At 71.8% G+C, this 21,646-nt stretch carries 16 protein-coding genes; 10 read left to right on the plus strand and 6 right to left on the minus strand.

The genetic code is table 11. From position 1 onward, the window contains the following. Both glgP and BHU15_RS02460 read left to right on the plus strand, forming a co-directional pair. A partial coding sequence (gene glgP, locus BHU15_RS02455; protein ID WP_069625631.1) for an alpha-glucan family phosphorylase occupies positions 1-2,334 on the plus strand: 2,334 nt, incomplete at its 5' end. A 191-nt stretch (positions 2,335-2,525) separates the two neighbouring features. Continuing rightward, positions 2,526-3,746 (plus strand): alginate lyase family protein, encoded by a 1,221-nt coding sequence (locus BHU15_RS02460; protein WP_069625632.1) that lies wholly within the window; start codon positions 2,526-2,528, stop codon positions 3,744-3,746. Between the two features lie 27 nt (positions 3,747-3,773). Here BHU15_RS02460 and BHU15_RS02465 read toward each other — a convergent pair whose 3' ends face one another. Beyond that, complete coding sequence (locus BHU15_RS02465; RefSeq protein ID WP_069625633.1) at positions 3,774-5,228, minus strand: helix-turn-helix domain-containing protein; 1,455 nt, start codon at positions 5,226-5,228, stop codon at positions 3,774-3,776. A gap of 234 nt (positions 5,229-5,462) precedes the next feature. Here BHU15_RS02465 and BHU15_RS02470 point away from each other — a divergent pair, with 234 nt between their 5' ends. Next, positions 5,463-6,089, plus strand: a complete 627-nt coding sequence (locus BHU15_RS02470) for a hypothetical protein (protein WP_069625643.1) — start codon at positions 5,463-5,465, stop codon at positions 6,087-6,089. Between the two features lie 383 nt (positions 6,090-6,472). Here BHU15_RS02470 and BHU15_RS02480 read toward each other — a convergent pair whose 3' ends face one another. Then, positions 6,473-8,488 (minus strand): M4 family metallopeptidase, encoded by a 2,016-nt coding sequence (locus BHU15_RS02480; protein ID WP_069625635.1) that lies wholly within the window; start codon positions 8,486-8,488, stop codon positions 6,473-6,475. A 258-nt stretch (positions 8,489-8,746) separates the two neighbouring features. Continuing rightward, on the minus strand, positions 8,747-8,971 hold the full coding sequence (locus BHU15_RS02485; protein ID WP_141726757.1) for a hypothetical protein: 225 nt from the start codon (positions 8,969-8,971) through the stop codon (positions 8,747-8,749). Between the two features lie 418 nt (positions 8,972-9,389). Between BHU15_RS02485 and BHU15_RS02490 the strand changes: the two genes are divergently transcribed. Beyond that, a complete protein-coding gene (locus BHU15_RS02490) occupies positions 9,390-10,742 on the plus strand; it encodes a cytochrome P450 (protein WP_069625637.1) in 1,353 nt (450 codons plus the stop codon). 59 nt (positions 10,743-10,801) lie between these two features. Next, positions 10,802-11,248 carry a hypothetical protein gene (locus BHU15_RS02495; RefSeq protein ID WP_069625638.1) on the plus strand — a complete coding sequence of 149 codons (447 nt, stop codon included), beginning with the start codon at positions 10,802-10,804 and terminating at the stop codon, positions 11,246-11,248. A gap of 25 nt (positions 11,249-11,273) precedes the next feature. Here the strand turns inward: BHU15_RS02495 and BHU15_RS02500 are convergent, their stop codons facing one another. Both BHU15_RS02500 and BHU15_RS02505 read right to left on the minus strand, forming a co-directional pair. Then, entirely contained in the window at positions 11,274-13,265 is a 1,992-nt protein-coding gene (locus tag BHU15_RS02500; protein WP_107422767.1) for an ABC transporter ATP-binding protein, read from the minus strand. Beyond that, complete coding sequence (locus tag BHU15_RS02505; protein ID WP_079127833.1) at positions 13,262-15,121, minus strand: ABC transporter ATP-binding protein; 1,860 nt, start codon at positions 15,119-15,121, stop codon at positions 13,262-13,264. The genes BHU15_RS02500 and BHU15_RS02505 overlap by 4 nt, the downstream gene beginning before the upstream one ends. 135 nt (positions 15,122-15,256) lie before the next feature. On the opposite strand from BHU15_RS02505, the gene BHU15_RS02510 reads away from it, so the two are divergent. The 5 genes from BHU15_RS02510 to BHU15_RS02530 all read left to right on the plus strand — a co-directional run bounded on the left by BHU15_RS02510 (position 15,257) and on the right by BHU15_RS02530 (position 19,377). Then, complete coding sequence (locus BHU15_RS02510; RefSeq protein WP_069625639.1) at positions 15,257-16,204, plus strand: ABC transporter ATP-binding protein; 948 nt, start codon at positions 15,257-15,259, stop codon at positions 16,202-16,204. 1 nt (position 16,205) lies between these two features. Then, on the plus strand, positions 16,206-16,949 hold the full coding sequence (locus tag BHU15_RS02515; RefSeq protein ID WP_069625640.1) for an ABC transporter permease: 744 nt from the start codon (positions 16,206-16,208) through the stop codon (positions 16,947-16,949). A gap of 71 nt (positions 16,950-17,020) precedes the next feature. Further along, entirely contained in the window at positions 17,021-18,334 is a 1,314-nt protein-coding gene (locus tag BHU15_RS02520) for a sensor histidine kinase (RefSeq protein ID WP_069625641.1), read from the plus strand. Continuing rightward, entirely contained in the window at positions 18,297-18,935 is a 639-nt protein-coding gene (locus BHU15_RS02525) for a response regulator (RefSeq protein ID WP_069625646.1), read from the plus strand. The genes BHU15_RS02520 and BHU15_RS02525 overlap by 38 nt, the downstream gene beginning before the upstream one ends. Before the next feature lie 157 nt (positions 18,936-19,092). Then, positions 19,093-19,377 carry a hypothetical protein gene (locus BHU15_RS02530; RefSeq protein WP_069625642.1) on the plus strand — a complete coding sequence of 95 codons (285 nt, stop codon included), beginning with the start codon at positions 19,093-19,095 and terminating at the stop codon, positions 19,375-19,377. A gap of 153 nt (positions 19,378-19,530) precedes the next feature. On the opposite strand, the gene glgX is transcribed toward BHU15_RS02530, so the two are convergent. Further along, a partial coding sequence (gene glgX / locus BHU15_RS02535; RefSeq protein ID WP_079127834.1) for a glycogen debranching protein GlgX occupies positions 19,531-21,646 on the minus strand: 2,116 nt, incomplete at its 5' end.

Below are 21,646 nucleotides of genomic sequence, written 5' to 3' on the forward strand. Positions count from 1 at the left end.
GTCGCCGCCGGGCTTGAGGAGTATCTGGGCGGCGACCGCTGGTACCAGCAACAGAGCGGCGGCGCCGAACTGCCCGCCGCCGTCGCGTACTTCTCACCCGAGTTCGGCGTCACCGCCGCCCTGCCCCAGTACTCCGGCGGTCTCGGCATCCTCGCCGGGGACCATCTCAAGGCCGCCAGCGACCTCGGCGTACCGCTCATCGGCGTCGGGCTGCTCTACCGCCACGGCTACTTCCGCCAGTCCCTGTCCCGCGACGGCTGGCAGCAGGAGCACTACCCCGTCCTCGATCCGAACGAGCTGCCGCTCAGCCTCCTGAGGGAGGCGGACGGCACGCCCAGCCGGGTCGCCCTCACCCTGCCCGGCGGGCGTTCGCTGCGCGCGTGCGTCTGGCAGGCGCGCGTGGGGCGCGTACCGCTGCTGCTGCTCGACTCGGACATAGAGGACAACGGGCCGACCGAGCGCGAGGTGACCGACCGGCTGTACGGCGGCGGCAGCGAGCACCGGCTGCTCCAGGAGATGCTGCTCGGCATCGGCGGCGTACGCGCCGTCCGTACGTACTGCCGGCTCTCCGGCCACCCCGAGCCCGAGGTCTTCCACACGAACGAGGGCCACGCCGGCTTCCAGGGTCTGGAACGCATCCGTGAACTCAAGGACACCGGGCTCGGGTTCGACACCGCGCTGGAGGCCGTCCGGGGCGGCACCGTGTTCACCACCCACACCCCCGTACCCGCAGGCATCGACCGGTTCGACCGCGAACTCGTCGCCCGCCACTTCGGCGACGACGGCGTCCTGCCCGGCGTCCCCACCGACCAGGTCCTGCGCCTCGGCAGGGAGACCTTCCCCGGCGGCGAGCCGAACCTCTTCAACATGGCCGCCATGGGCCTGCGCCTGGCCCAGCGCGCCAACGGCGTCTCCACCCTGCACGGCGCCGTCAGCCGGCAGATGTTCGCCGGGCTCTGGCCGGGCTTCGACCCGCAGGACGTGCCGATCACCTCGGTGACCAACGGTGTGCACGCCCCCACCTGGGTCGCACCCGAGATCGCGGCGCTCGGCGACAGCGGCGTCGGTGAGGTGCCGGACGCCGACCTGTGGGACGTACGGCGCGCCCTGCGCGAGCAGTTGGTGTACGAGGTACGGGACCGGCTGCGCGCCTCCTGGCACCAGCGTGGCGCCGCCGACGCCGAACTGGGCTGGATCGACGGGGTGCTCGACCCCGACATCCTGACCATCGGCTTCGCCCGGCGCGTCCCCTCGTACAAGCGACTCACCCTGATGCTGCGCGACCGCGAGCGGCTGACGCAGCTGCTGCTCCACCCCGAGCGGCCGATCCAGATCGTCGTCGCGGGCAAGGCGCACCCGGCGGACGACGGCGGCAAACGGCTGGTGCAGGAGCTGGTGAAGTTCGCCGACGACCCGCGCGTGCGTCACCGCATCGTCTTCCTGCCCGACTACGGGATGGCGATGGCGCAGAAGCTCTATCCGGGCTGCGACGTCTGGCTCAACAATCCGCTGCGCCCGCTGGAGGCGTGCGGCACCAGCGGTATGAAGGCCGCGCTCAACGGGTGTCTCAACCTGTCGGTGCTGGACGGCTGGTGGGACGAGTGGTTCGAGCCGGACTTCGGCTGGGCCATCCCGACGGCCGACGGTTCGTCGTCGGACGAGGACCGGCGCGACACGCTGGAGGCGAACGCGCTCTACGCGCTGATCGAGGACCGGGTCGCGCCCCGTTTCTACGACCGTACGGCCGACCCCGCCGCACTGCCGGGGCGGTGGATCGAGATGGTCCGCCGCACCATGACCACGCTCGGCCCGAAGGTGCTCGCGGACCGCATGGTGCGCGAGTACGTGGAGCGGCTGTACGCGCCCGCCGCCCACGCCCACCGCGCGCTGGACACCGAGCGGGCGCGGGAGTTGGCCGACTGGAAGAGCCAGGTCAGGGCCGCCTGGCCGGGCGTCGCCGTCGACCACGTGGAGGCCGTGTCGGCGAGCACGGCGGGCGGCAGCGCCGAGCTGGGCTCGACCCTCGCGCTCCAGGTGCGGGTCACCCTCGGCCAACTCCGCCCCGACGACGTGGAGGTGCAGGCCGTCGCCGGCCGGGTGGGCGCCGACGACACGATCGCCGACGCGCAGATCTTCCCGCTGAAACCGTCGGGCGGGCCCGACCAGGCGGGCCGTTGGGTGTACGAGGGGCCGCTGGCGCTGGACCGTACGGGGCCGTTCGGCTACACCGTCCGGGTCCTGCCCACGCATCCGATGCTCGCCGCCGCCGATCTCGGCCTCGTCGCGCTGCCGACCGAGGCGACGGGGGAGGGCGGGGGCGTACTGATGCGCTGAGCGGTGCTTTCCCGGGGCCCGGTGGACATGGTCCGCCGGGCCCTTCGGCGTGCCCCGCAGCGCATTGGTACATACCTTGACGTGTCCATGTGATGGCCTTACATTCCTCACTCAACAAGGGTTCACAACCCCGCCCGTTGTTCATGTGGGTGAATGGGATCTGTGGACACCCCCCAACCGGAAGGCACCCCATGCGCCCCGGAGTCATCCCCAGAATCCTCGGCCTGTCCGCCGCGCTCGCCGGTCTGCTCGGCGCGGCCTTCATGGCCCCCGCGTCGGCCGGCGACCGGGCCGCGCCGGCGGACACGCCGTCCGCCGTCGCCGCCCCGGCGACCTTCACCCACCCCGGAGTCGGCGTCAGCCGCCCCCAACTCGACTTCGTGCGCGGCAAGGTGCAGGCCGGGGCACAGCCCTGGAAGGCCGCCTACGACCAGATGATGGGGAGCAAGTACGCCTCCCTGTCACGGGTGCCCAAGCCCCGCGCGGTCGTGGAGTGCGGCTCGTACTCCAACCCCAACAACGGCTGCACGGACGAGCGTGAGGACGCGATAGCGGCGTACACCACCGCGCTCGCCTGGTACATCACCCGCGACGACCGTTACGCCAAGAAGTCGATCGAGCTGATGGACGCCTGGTCCAACACGATCCGCGACCACACCAACAGCAACGCGCCGCTCCAGACCGCGTGGGCCGGATCGTCCTGGCCCAAGGCCGCCGAGATCATCAAGTACACGTACACCAGCTGGCCCAACTCGGGCCGCTTCGGCACCATGTTGCGCAACGTCTATCTGCCGGAGATCATCAACGGCTCCAACTCCAACGGCAACTGGGAGTTGAGCATGAACGAGGCCGCGATCGGCATCGCGGTCCACCTGGAGGACAAGGCCGCCTACGACAAGACCGTGGGCCGCTTCCGCAACCGGGTCCCCGCGTTCATCTATCTGCCCTCCGACGGGGCGCTGCCCAAGACCGTGCCCGGCAGCGGACTCGACACCCGCGACGAGATCATCGGCTACTGGCACAACCAGTCCACCTTCATGCAGGGACTCGCCCAGGAGACCTGCCGCGACCTGACCCACACCGGCTACGGCCTCTCGGCCATCTCGCACGTCGCGGAGACCAGCCGTATCCAGGGCCAGGACCTCTACCCGGAGGTGGGCGACCGGCTGCGGCACGCGTTCGGGCTGCACACCAAGTACCAGAACGGCGAGCCCGTCCCCGGCAACCTCTGCGGCGGCAGCCTGAAGGACAACCTCGGACCGATCAGCGAGGTCGCCTTCAACGCGCTGGGCAACCGGCTGGGCAACGCCATGACGAACACCCAGCAGTACACGGAGCGGATGCGCCCCCAGGGCACGAACAACCTGTTCGTCGCCTGGGAGACGCTGACCCACGCCAACAACCCGGCGTGAGCGCCCGGATGGGACCCCGATGCGGCGTCAGGGTCCCATCCATTTCTGGGACTCGTAGTTGTACCCGTACACCCCGCCGCCCGCCGCGCTCGTACGGAACGGCCTGCCGCCGTCGTCTATGCGCGTGACGCCCGTACGGTCCCCGGCCGACCAGCGCACCTCCAGATACCAGTCGCAGTCGCAGCCCATGGTGCTGGCCTCGATCTTCACGACGAGCGGTTCGCTCGACGTCACCTGATAAGGCAGCTTCGGCGCGGGCAGCGGCCCATGCTCGTCGCCCCCGTCGACGGGCCGCACGACCGGCCGCGCCGCGTCGAGGTCGACGGCGAAGACGGCGGGGGTGATCGAGCCGCCGCAGCCGCTGCTCATCTCGTACGCGTTCCAGTCGAGCGGCGCCCGCCGCCCCACCACCCGGGCGAACAACTCCTGGACGACGACCGGCCCCGCGCCCGCCGCCGCGCTCATCGTGGCCTGAGTCAGGCTCGATCTGCCGTGCACCGCGCCGAGCGCCGTCGCCCACTGCCGGGCGTCCTGGGAGTTCGGCGGCGGCGGTACGGCCGCGGGGGCCCGGTCGATCAGATACGTGTGGTCGCAGGCCGACTGCCACTTGTGGCCGTCCGCGCTCCACTCCAGCGCCTTCGCGCTGCCCGCGTCGGCCTCCGGCTCGTCCCCGCCGGGCCGGCCCGCCTCGTCGCCGCTGCCGCCGGCGCCCGCTCCCGTCTTGCCCGAGCCGGGGGAACCGGACGCCGACGACGTCGCCCCGCCGCCGGACTTCGAAGGACTCGCCTTCGCCGACGGGGCGCTCGAACGCGCCGACGGCGAGAGCGAGTCCAGCGGTCCGTCCGGGCCGAGGTCGGTGAGACGCGGAGTGCTGTTGTCGGTCCGCGAGTCGGAGTTTCCGAGGTCGGCCGCGATGACAACGGTGCCACCGAGGACGGTGACGACCGCGAGCGCGGCGCCGACGATCTGGCGGCGGCGCAGCCGTGACGCGCGGGGGCGCGACATGGGCGGGGCGGTGGCGGCGAGGGGCGGTGGATCGGGGTCGTCGTCGTGCGGACCGTCGTCCGTGGGATCGGAGTTGGGGACCGGGGCGAAGGCTTCGGTCCGAACCGTCTCCGGTTCCGGTTCCGGTTCGGGTTCCGCCTCGCGTACGGGCTTCGGCTCCGGCTCGGGCTCGGCGACCGCGTCCCCGCCCCCCTCCGGCTCCTCGCCCTCCTCCGTACGCGCCGAGTGCGCCCGCAGCCACAGCCGGTGCAGCTCCACGCGCTCGGCCGCCGTCGCGCCGACCACCCGTGCCAGCCGCTCCACCGGCGCGTACTCGACGGGCAGCGCGTGCCCGTGGCAGTAGCGGTGCAGGGTCGAGGCGCCGAGGTGGAGTTGGGTGGCGAGCGAGCCGTAACTGCGGTCGGTTCTCTCCTTGAGCGCGCGCAGCCGTTTCGCGAACTCCGCCGTCTCCGCCGGGACCTTCTCCGACCGGCCCATTCCCCGTCCCCCTGCCGCCCACCGCCCGCCACGTCGTTCCGCGGCCATTCCAGGCGCTTGTCGTTTTGCCAGGCCAGAGTACGCGTACGCGTTCCAGGCGTTCCGCGATTCCCGTGGGTTGTTGCCGTCCGATCGAGAGACCGACCAGTCTGGGATCACCGGCCGATCAAGCCGGTGCGAACAGCACAACCAGCACGACCAGGGGGGATCCACCGCATGACCGCAGACGGGACCATGAGAAACAGACCGATACGGCGGGCGCTCACCGCGATCACGACCGCCGCACTCGCCGGCGCTCTCGCACTCTCGGTGTCCGGCAGCGTCCAGGCCGCGCCGAAGGCGACCACACCGGGCTTTCTCGCGGCGAAGGACATGCCGCCGGCCGCGGGCAACTTCTGGACGGCGGGCGGCATAACCGCCGGCGCTCCGGAGACCGACCCGTTCTGCCTGGAGAAGGTGCTGCCCGCCAAGGGCACGACCTGGCACCGCGTGTTCGGCACCGATCTCGACACCGGGGGCGTACAGGTGAGCGTCCGGGCGGCGAGCGACACCGCGGCCAGGAGACTGGCCGCGTCGGCCGAGGCGTCCGTGGCGGCCTGCGCCGCCGACTGGCTGCGCGCCACTCCAGGCGGCACGGCCTCGTGGAACGACTACGGGAGGCTCGCCGTCGAGGACGGTGCCCGGGTCGTCGGCGTCGCCACCTCCGTTCCGGATTCCGGTGCCGACGTACGTCTGCTCGGCATCGGCCGGGACGGCGACACCGTCACGATCGTCGTCTGGAGCCAGTTGGGGAATCTGGGCCAGGCACCGGTCGCGGCGTTCAAGAAGACCACCACCACGGCCGTGAACAAGCTCCGCTAGGAGCCGAGGCCGGGGTGGAGGGCGCGGGCGACGGGGGAAGCGGCGCTCGGACCAGGGGATTGGTGGCAGTGCGGGAGCGGGGGAGCCGTCGCGGCGTGGTCAGCGACGGTGTGTGTCTCCTCACTGTTCACATCGACCACGATCCTCCGGTCCGCGAGCTGGTCGTCTGTGACACAGAGCCGGTGGACGGACACGCGACGTACTTCTTGACCGGGAGTGCGTGCGACAGTCCCGCCGGCCGGTTCCTGGTCCACCCCTTCGGGCGCGCCTTCGAAGGGGTGGACCGGGTCAACCGCCTGATGACACACAGCCGCCCGGGTCCTGAGGACCCGGGCGGCTGTCTGCCGGTTCGGCGCGTCAGCCCGTCATGAAGGGCTCAAGGCTCAAGGGAACGTGAGCTTCACGCTGTTGATACGCCCGGTGTCCTGCGCCGCGACATCCTGGACCCGCAATTTCCAGGCGCCGTTGGCGGCTTCGGACGAGGCGTTCACGGTGTACGTCTCCACGACGTTGTCCGCCGAGTCACCGCTGCTGGCGGCCTTCAGCGGGTAGACCGTCCCGTCCGGGGCGATCAGGTCCACGACCAGGTCACCGCGCCACGTGTGCGTGATGTCCACGCCGACCGGGAGGGCGGCGGGGGCGTTGCCCGTACGGCCGGTGACGTTGACGGTCGAGGTGACCGCCGCGCCGTTGTCCGGGATCGCGACGGCCGCGGTGTTCTCGAAGACCGTGCCACCGCTGCCGCCGGGGCGGGTGCCCACGGCGATACCGGCCCAGGCGTCGGCGACCGACTTGTACTCGGCGCTGGAGGTGCCGTACAGCTCACCGGCGACCGCGAGCGTGCCGGTGCGGGCCGCCGCGTAGTTGGTCGTCGACGTGAACTTCGTGGCGAGGGCCTTGAACCAGATCTGCTCGGCCTTCGCCCGGCCGATGCCGGTCACCGGCAGTCCGTCGGACGTCGCCGAGTTGTAGCTGACGCCGTTGATGGTCTTGGCGCCGCTGCCCTCGGAGAGCAGGTAGAAGAAGTGGTTCGCCGGGCCCGACGAGTAGTGGACGTCGACGCTGCCGATGCCCGAGTACCAGTAGTCCTTGGACGCGCCGTCCTTGCTCGGCTTGTCCATGTACCGCAGCGGCGTGCCGTTGCCGTTGATGTCGATCTTCTCGCCGACCATGTAGTCGCCCACGTCCTGGGCGTTGTTGGCGCTGAACTCGACGGCCGCGGCGAAGATGTCCGAGGTCGCCTCGTTGAGGCCGCCGGACTCACCGCTGTAGACGAGGCCCGCCGTGTTGGCGGTGACGCCGTGCGACATCTCGTGCGCGGCCACGTCGATGGACGTCAGCGGCTTGGCGTTGCCCGCGCCGTCGCCGTACGTCATGCAGAAGCAGCTGTCCTGCCAGAAGGCGTTGACGTAGTTGTTGCCGTAGTGGACGCGCGAGTACGCGCCGACGCCGTCGCCCCTGATGCCGGTGCGGCCGTGCACGTTCTTGAAGTAGTCCCAGGTGAGCGCGGCACCGAAGTGCGCGTCGGCGCCGGCCGTCTCCAGGTTGGACGCGGCGCCGTTGCCCCAGATGTCGTCCGGGCCCGAGAAGAGGGTGCCGGTGCCCGAGGTACCGCGGTTCAGGTTGTACGTCTTGTGGTTGCCCCGCGTCGTGTCGGTCAGCGTGAACGACGGGGCGGTGCCCAGGGTGACCTGGCCGCTGTACTGGGTGTTGCCCGTGCCCTCGTGGACGCCCTGCCACTCGAAGATCTTCTCGCCGGTGGCGGCGTCGGTGACGACGTGCAGCTCGTTCGGGGTGCCGCCCTCCTGGACACCGCCGACGACCGTCTCGTACGCGAGGGTCGGCTTGTCGTCCGCCATCCAGACGACCTTGCGCGGGGCGCGTTCGGTCGCCGCCTTCGTCGAGCCGTCGGCCTTCGCCGCGGACAGCGCCTGCTTCGTGGCGGCGGAGGCCGGCACGTCGGCGTTGGTGTCGACGGACTTGAGGGCGGCCTTCGAGGCCTTGCTGACCCCTTCGGTGGCGCCCGCCTTCGACGTGGCGACGACGAGGTCACCGCCGAGGACCGGGAGGCCGGCGTAGGTGCGCTCGTAGCGGGTGTGCGTGGTGCCGTCACGGTCCTGGACGACATCGCGTACGACGAGCTTCTCCTCGGCGCCGAGGCCGAGTTCGTCGGCCGTCGCCGCCTTGGTGGCGTTGGCCTCGCGTATCAGCTCGGCGCGCTGGGCGGGCGAGAGGGCCTTGGGGAGCGCGCCGGGGTCGGCCTTGCCGGCGACCGGTGCCGCGGGTGCCGAGTCGGGGGCGGCGGCGGCGCTGCCGGCCTGGACTCCGACGGCGAGAAGTGCGGTGACTGCGATCAGAGCGCCGGTCGCGGTGATGCGGCGGCTGGGCGTGGGTCTCACGCGAACTCCTTCTGCGAGGGGGGTACCGGACCACGCTCGGGTGGGCGGCCCGGACAGTGCAGGAGCAAGGTGGAGCACGAGCTGCGGTGCATGAGCCGTGGTGCTGAGTCGCTGTGCTGCTGTGCTGCTCAGAACGGAGAGAGAGTCGCAGGAATCGCGCCTCCCTGTCAGGGGCGCGTCAACAAGTTGGCCGGAAATCGTCCGCTGCGCGAAGTCCCGTGTTCGTTAAGCGAAATCCGCGCCGGTGTTGCGGTGGTGTTACGCGGGCGTACGCCGGGCGACGGTAATGATCTCCGGACTCCCCTCGCCCGGCGGGCCACCGGCCCGCTCGCCGTACCCCTGATCGACGGCCGGCCCCGCCCCGGCGAGGAACATCCCGAGCCGGTCGGCGCCGGGAAAGCGCAGGGTGCTGTCGCCGTGTCGCGGAGCGGACTGCCCGGGGACGTCGAAGGTGCTCGTGGAATCCGCGATCTCCCCATCCACAGACCGGACTTGACGCGTCATCCGCATCGAAGCGGCGGCGCCGGCGGCCACCTCGACGGGTGTCCACGTCGTCCCAGGACTCCCACCCGCGCGCGAGTGGGTCGCGGGTCTCGAAACCGAATTGGCCACCATCGGTCAGAGCCGCGTCCACGGCGGCGAGCGCGCCGCGCGGCTCGTCGTCCCCGAGGAGGACCTGGAACGCGTGCCCGGTCATCACCGCGAAGTCGAACTCGCGCTCCCAGGGCACGGATCCGAGGTCCCCGAGAATCCACTCGATGTCCAATTCCGGCCGCCGACGGGCCTGTTCCGGCATCCCGGCGCGGGGGCGCCCGGCGACCCGCCCCGCTCCCGTACATTTCTTGGCGCCACTGCTCCGTCAGGGCCGCCGAGACCCAGCGGCTGACCAGGAGAGGAACCCATGGAGCCGGAAGCCACCGCCGATCCCCTCACGCGCGTACCCGGAACGGGACGGCCCGTCCCCGAAGCCGAGCCCGAACTCCTGGGGCGGTGGCGGTCGGAGGGGGGTGAGCTGGTCGACCTGCTGACCGAGGTGCGCGAGCGGTTGGGCGGCGTCGCCGCGTTCCGTCTCGGGCCCGCCCCCACTGTTCTCGTCACCGACCCGGAGGCCGTCCGGCACGTACTCGCCCGGTATCCGGACCGGTACGTCAAGCGCTCCCACCGCGCACGGCTGCTGATCGGCGACGGCGTCCTCGCCGCCACCGGCGCGGCGTGGAAATCCCAACGACGCCTCCTCCAGTCCCAGTTCACCGGTCCCGGCATGCGCCGCTACGAACAGCGGATCACCGAGGCCGCCCGGACGACCGCCGCGCGCTGGCGGGAGTACGCCCGTACCGGGCAGAGCTTCGACGTCGGGCAGGAGATGCGGCGCTTCGCCCTGGACGCCATCTGGCGCGCCCTCACCGGCCACGCCCTCGACGACGGCACCGCGCGCGAACTCGACGCCGTGGCCGCCGTCGCGACCGCCCTCCCCACGCTGCCCTCGGATGTCACCGGCTCGCACGACGCCGTCGCCGCCGATCTCGCCCGGATCGACGCCGTCGCCCGGAACGCGGTCGAGGCCGCCCGCGGCGGGGCGGCCGGCCCGGACGGCCCCGGTCTGCTGCGGGTGCTGACCGACGCCGCGGCCGAGCACCCCGAGTACACCGACCGGCTGATCCGCGACGAGATGGTCACCCTCATGGTGGCCGGGCACGAGACCACCGCCACCACCCTGACCTGGCTGTATCTGCTCCTCGACCGCCACCCCGCCGCCCGTGAACAGGCCCTCGCGGCCGGCGAGGAGGGCTCGGAGCAGCGCCGGCAGGCCGTACAGGCGCTGGTCCACGAGACGCTGCGGCTCTACCCGTCCGCCTGGATGCTGCCCCGTCACGCCACCGAGAACGACACCCTCGCCGGATACGCCGTCGAGGCGGGCACCGACATCCTGGTCTGCCCGTATCTCACGCACCGCGACCCCGAACTGTGGCCCGACCCCGAGCACTTCGACCCCCGGCGCTTCACCGCCCCCGACGGCCGGCCCGCCCACCCGGGTGCCTACTTCCCCTTCGGTATCGGTCCCCGCGCCTGCCTCGGGCTGCAGTTCGCGCTCCGCGAGTCGACCGTCCTTCTCGAACACCTGCTGCCGGCCCACACCGTGAACTTCTCCGCCACCCCGACCAAGGCGGTGTACGGCATCACGGTCCGCCCCGACGGCCCCACTCCCGCGACGTTGTTGAACCGTCTCGGCGCTCCGTCCGTTGTGGAGCCCTGAGCGGAGGCCAGTGGAGACCGCGGGCCTGAACCGCGCCGTTTCAAGCCGAAGGATGGAAGATGGCATCGAACTCCGGGCAGCAGGATTCCGGCTCGCGGCGGGACTCCCGGCCCGAGGCGGACACCTACAACTTCGCCGATCTCGTGCGTAGTTCGGGCGCGCTCGATCCTCAGCGTCAGACCGCCGATCGATCGGCTCCCTCGCGGGCCGATGTGGAGGCCCTGCGGCGGGACATGGGTGTGACTGAGGGCACCGGCCCCGGCTACCGCTTCGCCGACAGCGTGCGGGCCACGATGGCGAGTCTGGCGCCCGAGCCCCGTCAGGACGCGCAAGCCCCCACGTCCGGCACCGGTAGCGGCTACCGCTTCGCCGACCTCGTGCGGGCCAGCCTGCCCAGCATCGAGAGGGCGAACTCGGGCGAGGCTTCCCAGCCGTCCGGTCCGGCGGCCGGCACGAGGAACACGGCGCCGGGCAAGTCGTCCAGGAAGGCGGGCCGACAGGGCTGACCCCGGCTGCCGGACATCCCGCGGCTCAGGCCAGACTGTCCCGCCACGCGCGGTGCAGCCCCGCGAACCGGCCGATGCCGCCGATCAGTTCGGTCGGGGAGCCGTCCTCCACGACGCGGCCGTGCTCCATCACCAGCACCCGGTCCGCGATCTCCACCGTCGACAGACGGTGCGCGATCACCACCGCCGTACGGCCGGCCAGCACCGTGTCCATCGCCCGCTGCACGGCACGCTCACCGGGGATGTCGAGCGAGCTGGTCGCCTCGTCCAGGATCAGTACGGACGGGTCGGCGAGCAGCGCGCGGGCGAAGGCCACCAACTGGCGCTGGCCCGCCGAGATCCGGCCACCCCGCTTCCGTACGTCCGTGTCGTACCCCTCCGGCAGCAGGCTGATGAAGTCGTGCGCGCCGATCGCCTTCGCCGCGTGCTCGATGTCGTCGCGCGAGGCGTCGGGACGGCCGATCGCGATGTTCTCGGCGACCGTGCCGGAGAAGAGGAACGCCTCCTGGGTCACCATCACGACACCGCGCCGCAGTTCGGGGGTGTCCAGATCCCGCAGGTCGGTGCCGTCGAGCAGGACACGGCCCTCGGTGGGGTCGTAGAACCGGGCCAGCAGCTTCGCCAGCGTCGACTTGCCAGCGCCCGTCGAACCGACGACCGCGACGGTCTGTCCGGCCGGGAGCGTCAGATCGAAACGGGGCAGAACCTCGCCGCCCGTACGGTACGAGAAGCTGACCGACTCGAACACGACCTCCCGGCCCGGCTGCCCGCCCGTCAGCTCCGGCAGCGGGCGCGGGGACGCGGCGTCTGGCACGGACGGGGTCTGGGCGAGCAGGCCCGCGATCTTCTCCAGCGAGGCGGCGGCGGACTGGTAGGAGTTGAGGAACATCCCGAGCCGGTCGATGGGGTCGTACAGCCTGCGCAGGAACAGCACGGAGGCGGCGAGCACCCCGAGGGCCAGCGTGCCGTCCGCCACCCGGAAGGCGCCCCACAGCACGATCCCGGCGACCGCGACGTTCGCGGTGAGCCGTGAACCGACCACGTAGCGCGCCATCTCGAGGATCGCGTCGCCGTTGGTGCGCTCGTGGTGGTGGTTGAGCGCGTGGAAGTCGGCGTCGTTGGCGCGCTCGCGGCGGAACGCGCGCACGGGCCTGATGCCGTTCATCGTCTCCGCGAACTTCACGATGACCGCGGCGATGGCGGTGGAGCGCTTGCCGAATATGGCACCGGCCCGGTGCTGGTACAGCCGCACCAGCGCGTACAGCGGTACGAAGGAGAGCACGGCGAGTCCGCCGATGCCGAGGTCCAGGTAGAGCAGCATCGCCGAGATGTAGACGAAGGCGAGGATGACCCCGATCAGCTCCTGGAGCCCCTCGGCGAGCAGTTCGCGCAGCGACTCCACGTCCGTGGTCGAGCGGGAGATCAGCCGCCCCGAGGTGTACCGCTCGTGGAAGTCCACGCTCAGCGCCTGGGCATGGCGGAAGATCCGGCCGCGCAGGTCGAGCAGCACGTCCTGGTTGACGCGGGCGGACGCGCGGATGAAGGCGTACTGGAAGACGCCGGCCCCGGCCGCGCAGAACAGATAGCCGACGGCGACCGCGATCAGCGGGCCGTTGTCGTCGGCCCGGAAGGCGGGCACACCACGGTCGATGGCGTACGCGACGAGCAACGGGCCCGCCTGTACGGCCGCTTGCTGGAGCAGCAGGAACAGCGCGGCGACCACGACCCTGCCGCGCCGGGCGCTCAGCAGCGACCGGAGCAGCGCACCGGTGGCGCCGGGCGGCGCGGGCAGCGCGTCCTGGGCGAAGGGGTCTTCGCCCGACGCCGCCTCGACGGGTCCGGGCACGTGGACCGGGACGGCCCGGTCGCCGGCTTCCGTACCGACGCCGGTACCCGCCCGGTCGCCCGTACCCGGGCCGTCGCCGGTGAGCGTGCCCGCTCCCGGCTCCGCCCCCGTACCCCCGCGGTCGTCGGGTCCCGGCGGGCCGTCGGCCGTGGTCGTCGGTGACGACGTCATCGCATGCTCCCCTCGACGGCTTCCGCCCCCGCGTCGCCGGCGGCCTCGGCCTCACCCTCCGCGTCCGCCCCCGACATCAGCCACGCGTACTCCGCGTTGTCCCGCAGCAGTTCGTGATGTGTGCCCACCGCGGTGATCCGGCCGTCCGAGATCAGCGCCACCCGGTCCGCCAGCATCACCGTCGACGGCCGGTGGGCCACGACCAGCGCCGTCGTCTCCTCCAGCACGCGGCGCAGGGCCGCCTCCACCAGCGCCTCCGTATGGACGTCGAGCGCCGACAGCGGGTCGTCGAGCACCAGGAAGCGCGGTCCGCCGACCACCGCCCGCGCCAGCGCCAGCCGCTGCCGCTGGCCGCCGGAGAGGCTGAGCCCCTGCTCGCCGACCTCCGTGTGCACGCCCTGCGGCAGATCGTGGACGAAGTCGGCCTGCGCCACGTCCAGCGCCCGCGACAGCGCGGCGTCGTCGGCGCTCTCGGCGCCCATCCGGACGTTCTCCCCGACGGTCGCCGAGAACAGCGTCGGTTCCTCGAAGGCCACCGACACCAGCTCACGCAGGCGTTGCCGGGGCATCAGCGTGATGTCCTCGCCGTCGAGCGTGATCCGCCCGCCCGTCACCTCGTGCAGCCGGGGCACCAGCGCGGTGAGCGTGGTCTTCCCGGAACCCGTCGCGCCGACGAGGGCCATGGTCTCGCCGGACCTGATGTGCAGGTCCACCCCCGTCAGTACGGGCACGGACCCGGCCTCCGCGTCGGGATACCGGAACGAGACGCCCTCGAAGCGCAGCCCGTCCGACTCCGCGTCCCCGACGGCCGCGGGCCCGGCCGTGTCCGCCGCGTCCGCCGTCTCCTCCTGGGCGTCCATCACCTCGAAGTACCGTTCCGTCGCCGTCGCCGACTCCTGGCTCATCGCCAGCAGGAAGCCGATCGACTCCACCGGCCAGCGCAGCGCCAGCGCCGTCGACAGGAAGGCGACCAGCGTCCCCGTCGACAGATCCCCGTCGGCGACCTGGATCGTGCCGAGCACCAGCGCCGCGCCGATCGCCACCTCGGGGATGACCATGATCAGCGCCCAGATGCCCGCCAGCAGCCGGGCCTTGCCCAGCTCCGTACCGCGCAGCCGCTCGGCCAGTGCCCGGAACGCCAGGGCCTGGCTGCGGTGCCTGCCGAAGCCCTTCACGATCCGTACGCCGAGCACGCTCTCCTCGACCACCGTCGTGAGATCGCCCACCTGGTCCTGCGCCTTGCGCGCCACCAGTGAGTACTTCGCCTCGAAGACCGAACACAGGACGACCAGCGGCACCACGGGCGCCAGCAGCACCAGCCCCAGCGTCCACTCCTGCATCAGCAGAATCAGGAAGCCGACCAGGATCGTGGTCCCGTTCACCAGCAGGAAGGTCAGCGGAAAGGCCAGAAACATCCGCAGCAGCATCAGGTCCGTCGTCCCGCGCGACAGCAACTGACCCGAGGGCCACCGGTCGTGGAAGGCGATCGGCAGCCGCTGGAGATGCCGGTAGAGATCGGCCCGCATCGCCGCCTCGACCCCCGCCAGCGGCCTGGCCACCAGCCACCGCCGGAAGCCGAACAGGCACGCCTCCAGGATGCCGAGCAGCAGCAGATACAGCGCGCCCAGCCAGATGCCGCCCTTGTCGCCGTCCGCGATCGGACCGTCGACCATCCACTTCAGTACGAGAGGGATGACCAGGCCCAGACACGAGGCCAGCACCGCGACGAACGCGGCGCTGAACAGCCGCACGCGCACGGGCCGTACATAGGGCCAGAGCCTGAGCAGTGAACGCACGACGGAGCGCTCGCGGACGGCGGAGCTGTCCTTGGCCGGTACATCTTCGGAGGTGGGCATCACGGGCGAGCCTACGTTTCACCACTGACACTGCCCACCGATTTCCGGCTGACGTGGGCATCAACCGATCGGTTGATATGAGGACGAGCGCGATGGCCGATACCGCTCCACGCCGTTCGGCGAGAAGCTGCGGGCATGGCGATTATCGAAGTCAACGGCCTGCGCAAGGCCTACGGGGGAAAGCCCGCCGTCGACGGTGTCGGATTCACCGTCGAGGAAGGCGAGATCTTCGGGATCCTCGGTCCCAACGGTGCGGGCAAGACGACGACCGTCGAATGCGTGGAGGGCCTCAGGGTCCCCGACGCCGGCACGGTACGGGTGGCGGGACTCGACCCGGTCGCCGACCACCGGCAGGTGACCCAGCTCCTCGGCGCACAGCTCCAGGAGAGCGAACTCCAGCCGAAGCTGACGGTGCGCGAGGCGCTGGAGCTGTACTCCGCGTTCTACGCCAAGCCCGCCGACTGGCGTCCGCTCGCCGCCCGGCTCGGCCTTGACGCCAAGCTCTCGACGCGCTTCGCGAAGCTCTCCGGCGGCCAGAAACAGCGGCTGTTCATCGCGCTGGCCCTGATCGGCGGCCCCCGGGTGGTCGTCCTCGACGAGCTGACCACCGGCCTCGACCCGCGCGCCCGCCGCGACACCTGGAGCCTGATCGAGGAGATCCGCGACTCCGGGGTGACGGTGCTGCTGGTCACCCACTTCATGGAGGAGGCGCAGCGGCTCTGCGACCGGATCGCCGTCATCGACCGGGGGAAGGTCGCCGCGCTCGACACCCCGTCCGGGCTGATCGCGCGCTCGACCGCGTCCACCGTCATCTCCTTCGCACCGTCGCGGGCGCTGCCCGACGAGGACGTGTCCGCGCTGCCCGGCATGGCGTCCGTGGAGACACAGGGTGACCGGATCGTCATCAACGGCACCGACGACACCGTCAACGCGGTCATCACCCTGCTCGCCCGGCACCGCGTCACCGCGCACCAGCTCCGGGTCACCGAGGCGACGCTGGACGACGCGTTCCTGGACCTGACGGAGAACGGCCCCGGGGTCTCGTCCGCTCCGACCACGACCGCCACCACCGAGAGGGTCTGACATGGCCTCCGCCTCCACCGCCGTCCTCAAGACCGAGGCGCGCCTGCTGACCCGCGAGCCCGGGGTGCTCTTCTGGCTCGTCGCCTTTCCGACCCTCCTGATGGTGATCCTCGGGCTGATCCCCGGCTTCAGGGACGCCGATCCCGACCTCGGCGGCCGGCGCGTCATCGACCTGTACGTCCCCGTGGCCGCCCTGCTCGCCCTGATCATGGCCGGACTCCAGGCCATGCCGCCGATCCTGATCGGCTACCGCGAGCGCGGCATCCTGCGCCGTATGTCCACCACGCCCGTGCGGCCCACCACGCTGCTCACCTCGCAGATCGTCCTGCTGGGCGGCGGCGCGCTCGCCTCGGCCGCGCTGGTGATCGCCGTCGGCCGGATCGCCTTCGGGGTGGCGCTGCCGGGGCAGCTTCTCGGCTATCTCCTGGCGCTGGCCCTCGCGACGGTCGGCGCCCTGGCGATGGGCGGCCTGGTCTGCGCGATCTCGCCCACCCAGCGGGCGGGCCAGGCGATCGGCTCCGCGCTGTTCTTCCCGTCGATGTTCACGGCGGGCGTGTGGCTGCCCGTCCAGACGATGCCCGACCTGCTGCGCGACATCGTCAGCTACTCGCCGATGGGCGCCGCGTCCGAGGCACTCGACGCCGCGATGCGCGGCGGCTGGCCGCACTGGGCCGACCTGGGCGTGATGGCCCTGTGGGCGCTCCTGCTGACCGCAGGCGCCGCCCGCTGGTTCCGCTGGGAGTGACCACCGACGGGCGCCCGGCGCCCGTCCCCGGCCCCGGCGGCTCCGGGCCGGGGGCGGGGCAGACTGTGGGGATGACGACAGCCAGGGCGGCGGGCACGCCGATGTCCGTGGAGGAGCGGTGGGAGCAGTTCCACCGGCGGGGCCCGTACGCCCTGCTGGCACTCGCCACCGTGATCTCCGCCCTCAGCGTGGACGCCTTCGGCATGACCCGCGCCGAGCAGTACGCGGCAGGGGTGCTGCTCGTCGCCGCCGTCGCCCTCCAGCTCCGCTGGGGCCGGATGGTGCGCGACCGGCCGCTGCGCGGGAGCGAGCCGTCGACGGCCGGTCTGGTCTTCTACGTCCTGCGGACGGTCATCGCGTTCGTCCTGACCTGGCTCAACCCGCTGTTCTCCATCTACGCCGTCATCGGCTACTTCGACAGCGCCCATCTGCTGCGCGGGCGCGCCGTGCGGGCGGGACTGCTCGTCACCTCCGTCACCATGGCGGGCTCGCAGTCGGGAGGGCTGCCGCCCGACGGCACGCTCCAGTGGGTCCTGTTCGCCGGGCTCCTGCTGCTCAACGGCTCGCTCACGCTGGTCTTCGCCCATCTCGGGCGCAGAGAGGTCGAGGTCGCCGCCGAGCGCGCAGCCACCATCACCCAGCTCGAACAGGCCAACGCCCGCCTGGAACAGGCCCTCGCGGAGAACGCCGGCCTGCACGCCCAGCTCCTCGTCCAGGCCAGGGAGGCGGGCGTCGCCGACGAGCGGCGCAGGCTCGCCGCCGAGATCCACGACACCATCGCCCAGGGGCTGACCGGCATCATCGCCCAGCTCCAGGTGGTCACCGCCACCTCCGACCCGGAGCTGGCCCGCGTGCATCTGACCCGCGCCGCCGCCCTCGCCCGGCACAGCCTCGGCGAGGCCCGTCGCTCCGTGCAGAATCTGGGCCCGACCGCCCTGGACCACGACACCCTCGCCGAGGCCCTGAAGAAGACCGTCGCCGAGTGGGCCGAAAGCACCGGAGTGGACGCCCGGTTCACCGTCACCGGCACCGAGGAACCCCTGCACGACGAGGTCGCGGCCACCCTGCTGCGCATCGCCCAGGAGGCCCTCGCCAACACCGCCAGGCACGCCGGCGCCCGCCGGGCCGGCGTCACCCTGTCGTACATGGGCGACGAGATCACCCTCGACGTACGGGACGACGGGCGCGGCTTCGACCCGCTCGTGCTGCGCCCGCGCTCGGGTGCGAACGGCTTCGGGCTCGACGGCATGCGGGCCCGCGCGGAACGCATCGCGGGCACCGTCACCGTCGAGTCCGAGGAGGGCGGCGGCGGCACGGCCGTCTCGGCTCGCGTACCTTTGGTCCGTCATGCCGCAGCGGACCATCACCCTGATCGTCGTCGATGACCATCCCGTCGTACGGGACGGTCTGCGCGGCATGTTCGAATCGGTGGCCGGCTTCGAGGTGCTGGGCGAGGCGTCCGGCGGCGTCGAGGGCGTCGAGCTGGCCCTGCGGCTGGACCCGGACGTCGTCCTGATGGACCTGCGGATGCCGGACGGCGGCGGGGTTGCCGCCATCGCCGAACTGACCAGGCACGGGGCCCGGTCCAAGGTCCTCGTCCTCACCACTTACGACACGGACTCCGACACCATCCCGGCCATCGAGGCGGGCGCCACCGGCTACCTCCTCAAGGACGCGCCGCGCGAGGAGCTGTTCACTGCGGTACGGGCGGCGGCCGAGGGCCGTACGGTCCTGTCACCCGCGGTCGCCTCCCGGCTGGTCTCGCGCGTACGAGGCCCCGTCGCCGGCAACGAACCCCTCTCGGCGCGCGAACGCGAGGTCCTCGAACTCGTCGCGCGGGGCACGTCCAACCGGGAGATCGCCGCCGAGCTGTTCATCAGCGAGGCGACGGTCAAGACCCATCTCACCCACATCTACGGCAAGTTGGGCGTGAAGGACCGCGCGTCGGCGGTCGCCGTCGGCTACGACCGCAAGATCCTCGGCTGAGCCGGCCTCCTTTTCGCTCTGCCCTGGCCACGGCGGAACCAGGTCGGATGACGCGTGCGCCCATTCGAGGGCCTTGCGGACGTGCTGCGAGCCGGAGGCGGCGTGGAGGGCATGCATTCGGAGCGAGGCGACCTTGGGATCCGTAAGGAGATCAGCCATGTACGCAGTCGTTCGGCGGTACGAAGGGGTAACTGATCCTGCTGAGGCGGCACGCCGGGTGGGGGACGGATTCGTGCCCCTTCTGCGCCAAGTCCACGGTTTCGTGGCCTACTACTGGGTCGACGCCGGAGAGGGAGTGATGCTCTCCACCAGCGTCTACGAAGACCAGGCAGGGGCCGACGAGTCAGTCAGGAGGGCGGCGGACTTCGTACGGGACAACCTCGCGTCACTGCTCCCCCACCCTCCTCAGGTCACCGCCGGCCCGGTGGTGGCTGGTGGGTAGCGACCTCCGCGGCGCCGGGCCCGCAGTGTCCTCGTGCTGCTGACCTGGCGATTCACGAAACTCCGGCCAGAGCCACCTTCGGAGAGCCGCCATCAGCAGCGCGCAGCGCGGGGCGGAGGAGCCACACCGCCCGCAGGACTGCCCCGGCGAGCCTCACCCCCGTACCCGCAGCAGCAGCACCGACCGCGCGGGCACCGTCGTCGGCGTCCCCCCTTCGAGCACCGTCCCCGGCGCCTCCTCCTGGTCCTCCGACGAGGTGTCGACCACCAGCTCGTACGACCGCGCCCACGGCGGCCCCGGCAGTACGAACTCCACCGGGTCCGCGCCCGAGTGGAGCACCGCGAGGAAGCTGTCGTCGGTGATCTTCTCCCCGCGCGCGTCGCGACCCGGGATGTCGCGCCCCGACAGGAACAGCGCGAGCGTCGACGCGGGCGCGTACCAGTCCGGCTCCGTCATCTCCTTGCCGTCGGGCCGGAACCACGCCAGGTCCCGCAGCCCGTCGGGCGCCTGCGCGCGGCCGGAGAAGAACGCCCGGCGGCGCAGCACCGGATGGGCGTGCCGCAGCGCCAGCAGACGCCGGGTGAGCCGGTGGAGGCCCTGGGAGTCCGGCCGGTCGAGCAGCGACCAGTCGAGCCAACTGGTCTCGTTGTCCTGGCAGTACGCGTTGTTGCTGCCGCCCTGTGTACGGCCCAGCTCGTCGCCGGCGACGAGCATCGGCACACCCGTCGACAGCAGCAGCGTGGTGAGCAGGTTGCGCGACTGGCGCCGGCGCAGCGCGTTGACCTCGGGGTCGTCGCTCTCGCCCTCCACGCCGCAGTTCCAGGCACGGTTGTCGTCCGTGCCGTCCCGATTGCCCTCGCCGTTGGCCTCGTTGTGCTTGCGCTCGTAGGTGACGAGGTCGCGCAGCGTGAAGCCGTCGTGCGCGGTGACGAAGTTGACGGAGGCGTACGGCCGCCGGCCGCCCCACGCGTACAGGTCGCTCGACCCGGACAGCCGGTACCCCAGATCCCGTACGTCAGGGGTGGCGCCGCGCCAGAAGTCGCGTACGGCATCCCGGTAGCGGTCGTTCCACTCCGTCCACAGCGGCGGGAACGCCCCCACCTGGTAGCCCCCGTCGCCGACGTCCCACGGTTCGGCGATGAGCTTCACGCGGCGCAGCACCGGGTCCTGCGCGATCACCGCCAGGAACGGCGACAGCATGTCGACGTCGTGCATGGAACGGGCCAGCGCCGCCGCCAGGTCGAAGCGGAACCCGTCGACACCCATCTCGGTCACCCAGTACCGCAGCGAGTCCGTGATCAGCCGCAGGACCTGCGGCTGGACGACGTCCAGGGTGTTGCCGCAGCCCGTGTAGTCGGCGTATCTGCGGGCGTCTGGCTGGAGGCGGTAGTAGCCGCGGTTGTCGATGCCGCGCAGCGACAGCGTCGGGCCGAGGTCGCCCGCCTCCGCCGTGTGGTTGTAGACGACGTCGAGGATGACCTCGATCCCGGCGGCGTGCAGGGCGCGCACCATCCGCTTGAACTCGCCGACCTGCTGCCCCCGGGTGCCGCCCGCCGCGTAGTCGGCGTGCGGGGCGAAGTAGCCGATGGAGTTGTAGCCCCAGTAGTTGCGCAGCCCCCTGCGCAGCAGATGGTCCTCGTGCGCGAACTGGTGCACCGGCAGCAGCTCGACCGCGGTTACCCCGAGCCGCTGAAGGTGCTCGATCGCCGCCGGGTGTGCGAGGCCCGCGTACGTGCCGCGCAGTTCCTCCGGGACGCCCGGGTGGCGCATGGTGAAGCCGCGCACGTGGAGCTCGTAGATGACCGTGTCCGCCCAGGGCGTCTTGGGGCGCCGGTCGTCGGCCCACTCGTCGTCGGGGGCGTCCTCGTGGACGACGACGCCCTTGGGGACGTACGGCGCCGAGTCGTGCTCGTCGCGCACCGTGTCGGCCACCTGCTGCTGCGGCCAGTCGCGCACATGGCCGTACACCTCGGGCGGCAGCCGGAAGTCGCCGTCGACGGCGCGGGCGTACGGGTCGAGCAGCAGTTTCGCCGGATTCCAGCGGGCGCCCGTCCAGGGGTCCCAGCGGCCGTGCACACGGAAGCCGTACCGCCGGCCGGGGCGTACGCCGGGCACGAAGCCGTGCCAGATCTCGTGCGTCAGCTCCGTCAGGGGCAGCCGGGTCTCCACCAGACCGCCTCCCGCGGAAGCGGCGTCGCCGGTGCCGGATTCGGTGCCGGATCCGGGGTCGGTGAACAGGCACAGCTCCACCGCCTCGGCGCCGCCCGCC

The organism is Streptomyces niveus (assembly GCF_001723055.1).
In the GTDB taxonomy this organism is placed as follows: Bacteria; Actinomycetota; Actinomycetes; order Streptomycetales; family Streptomycetaceae; genus Streptomyces; species Streptomyces niveus.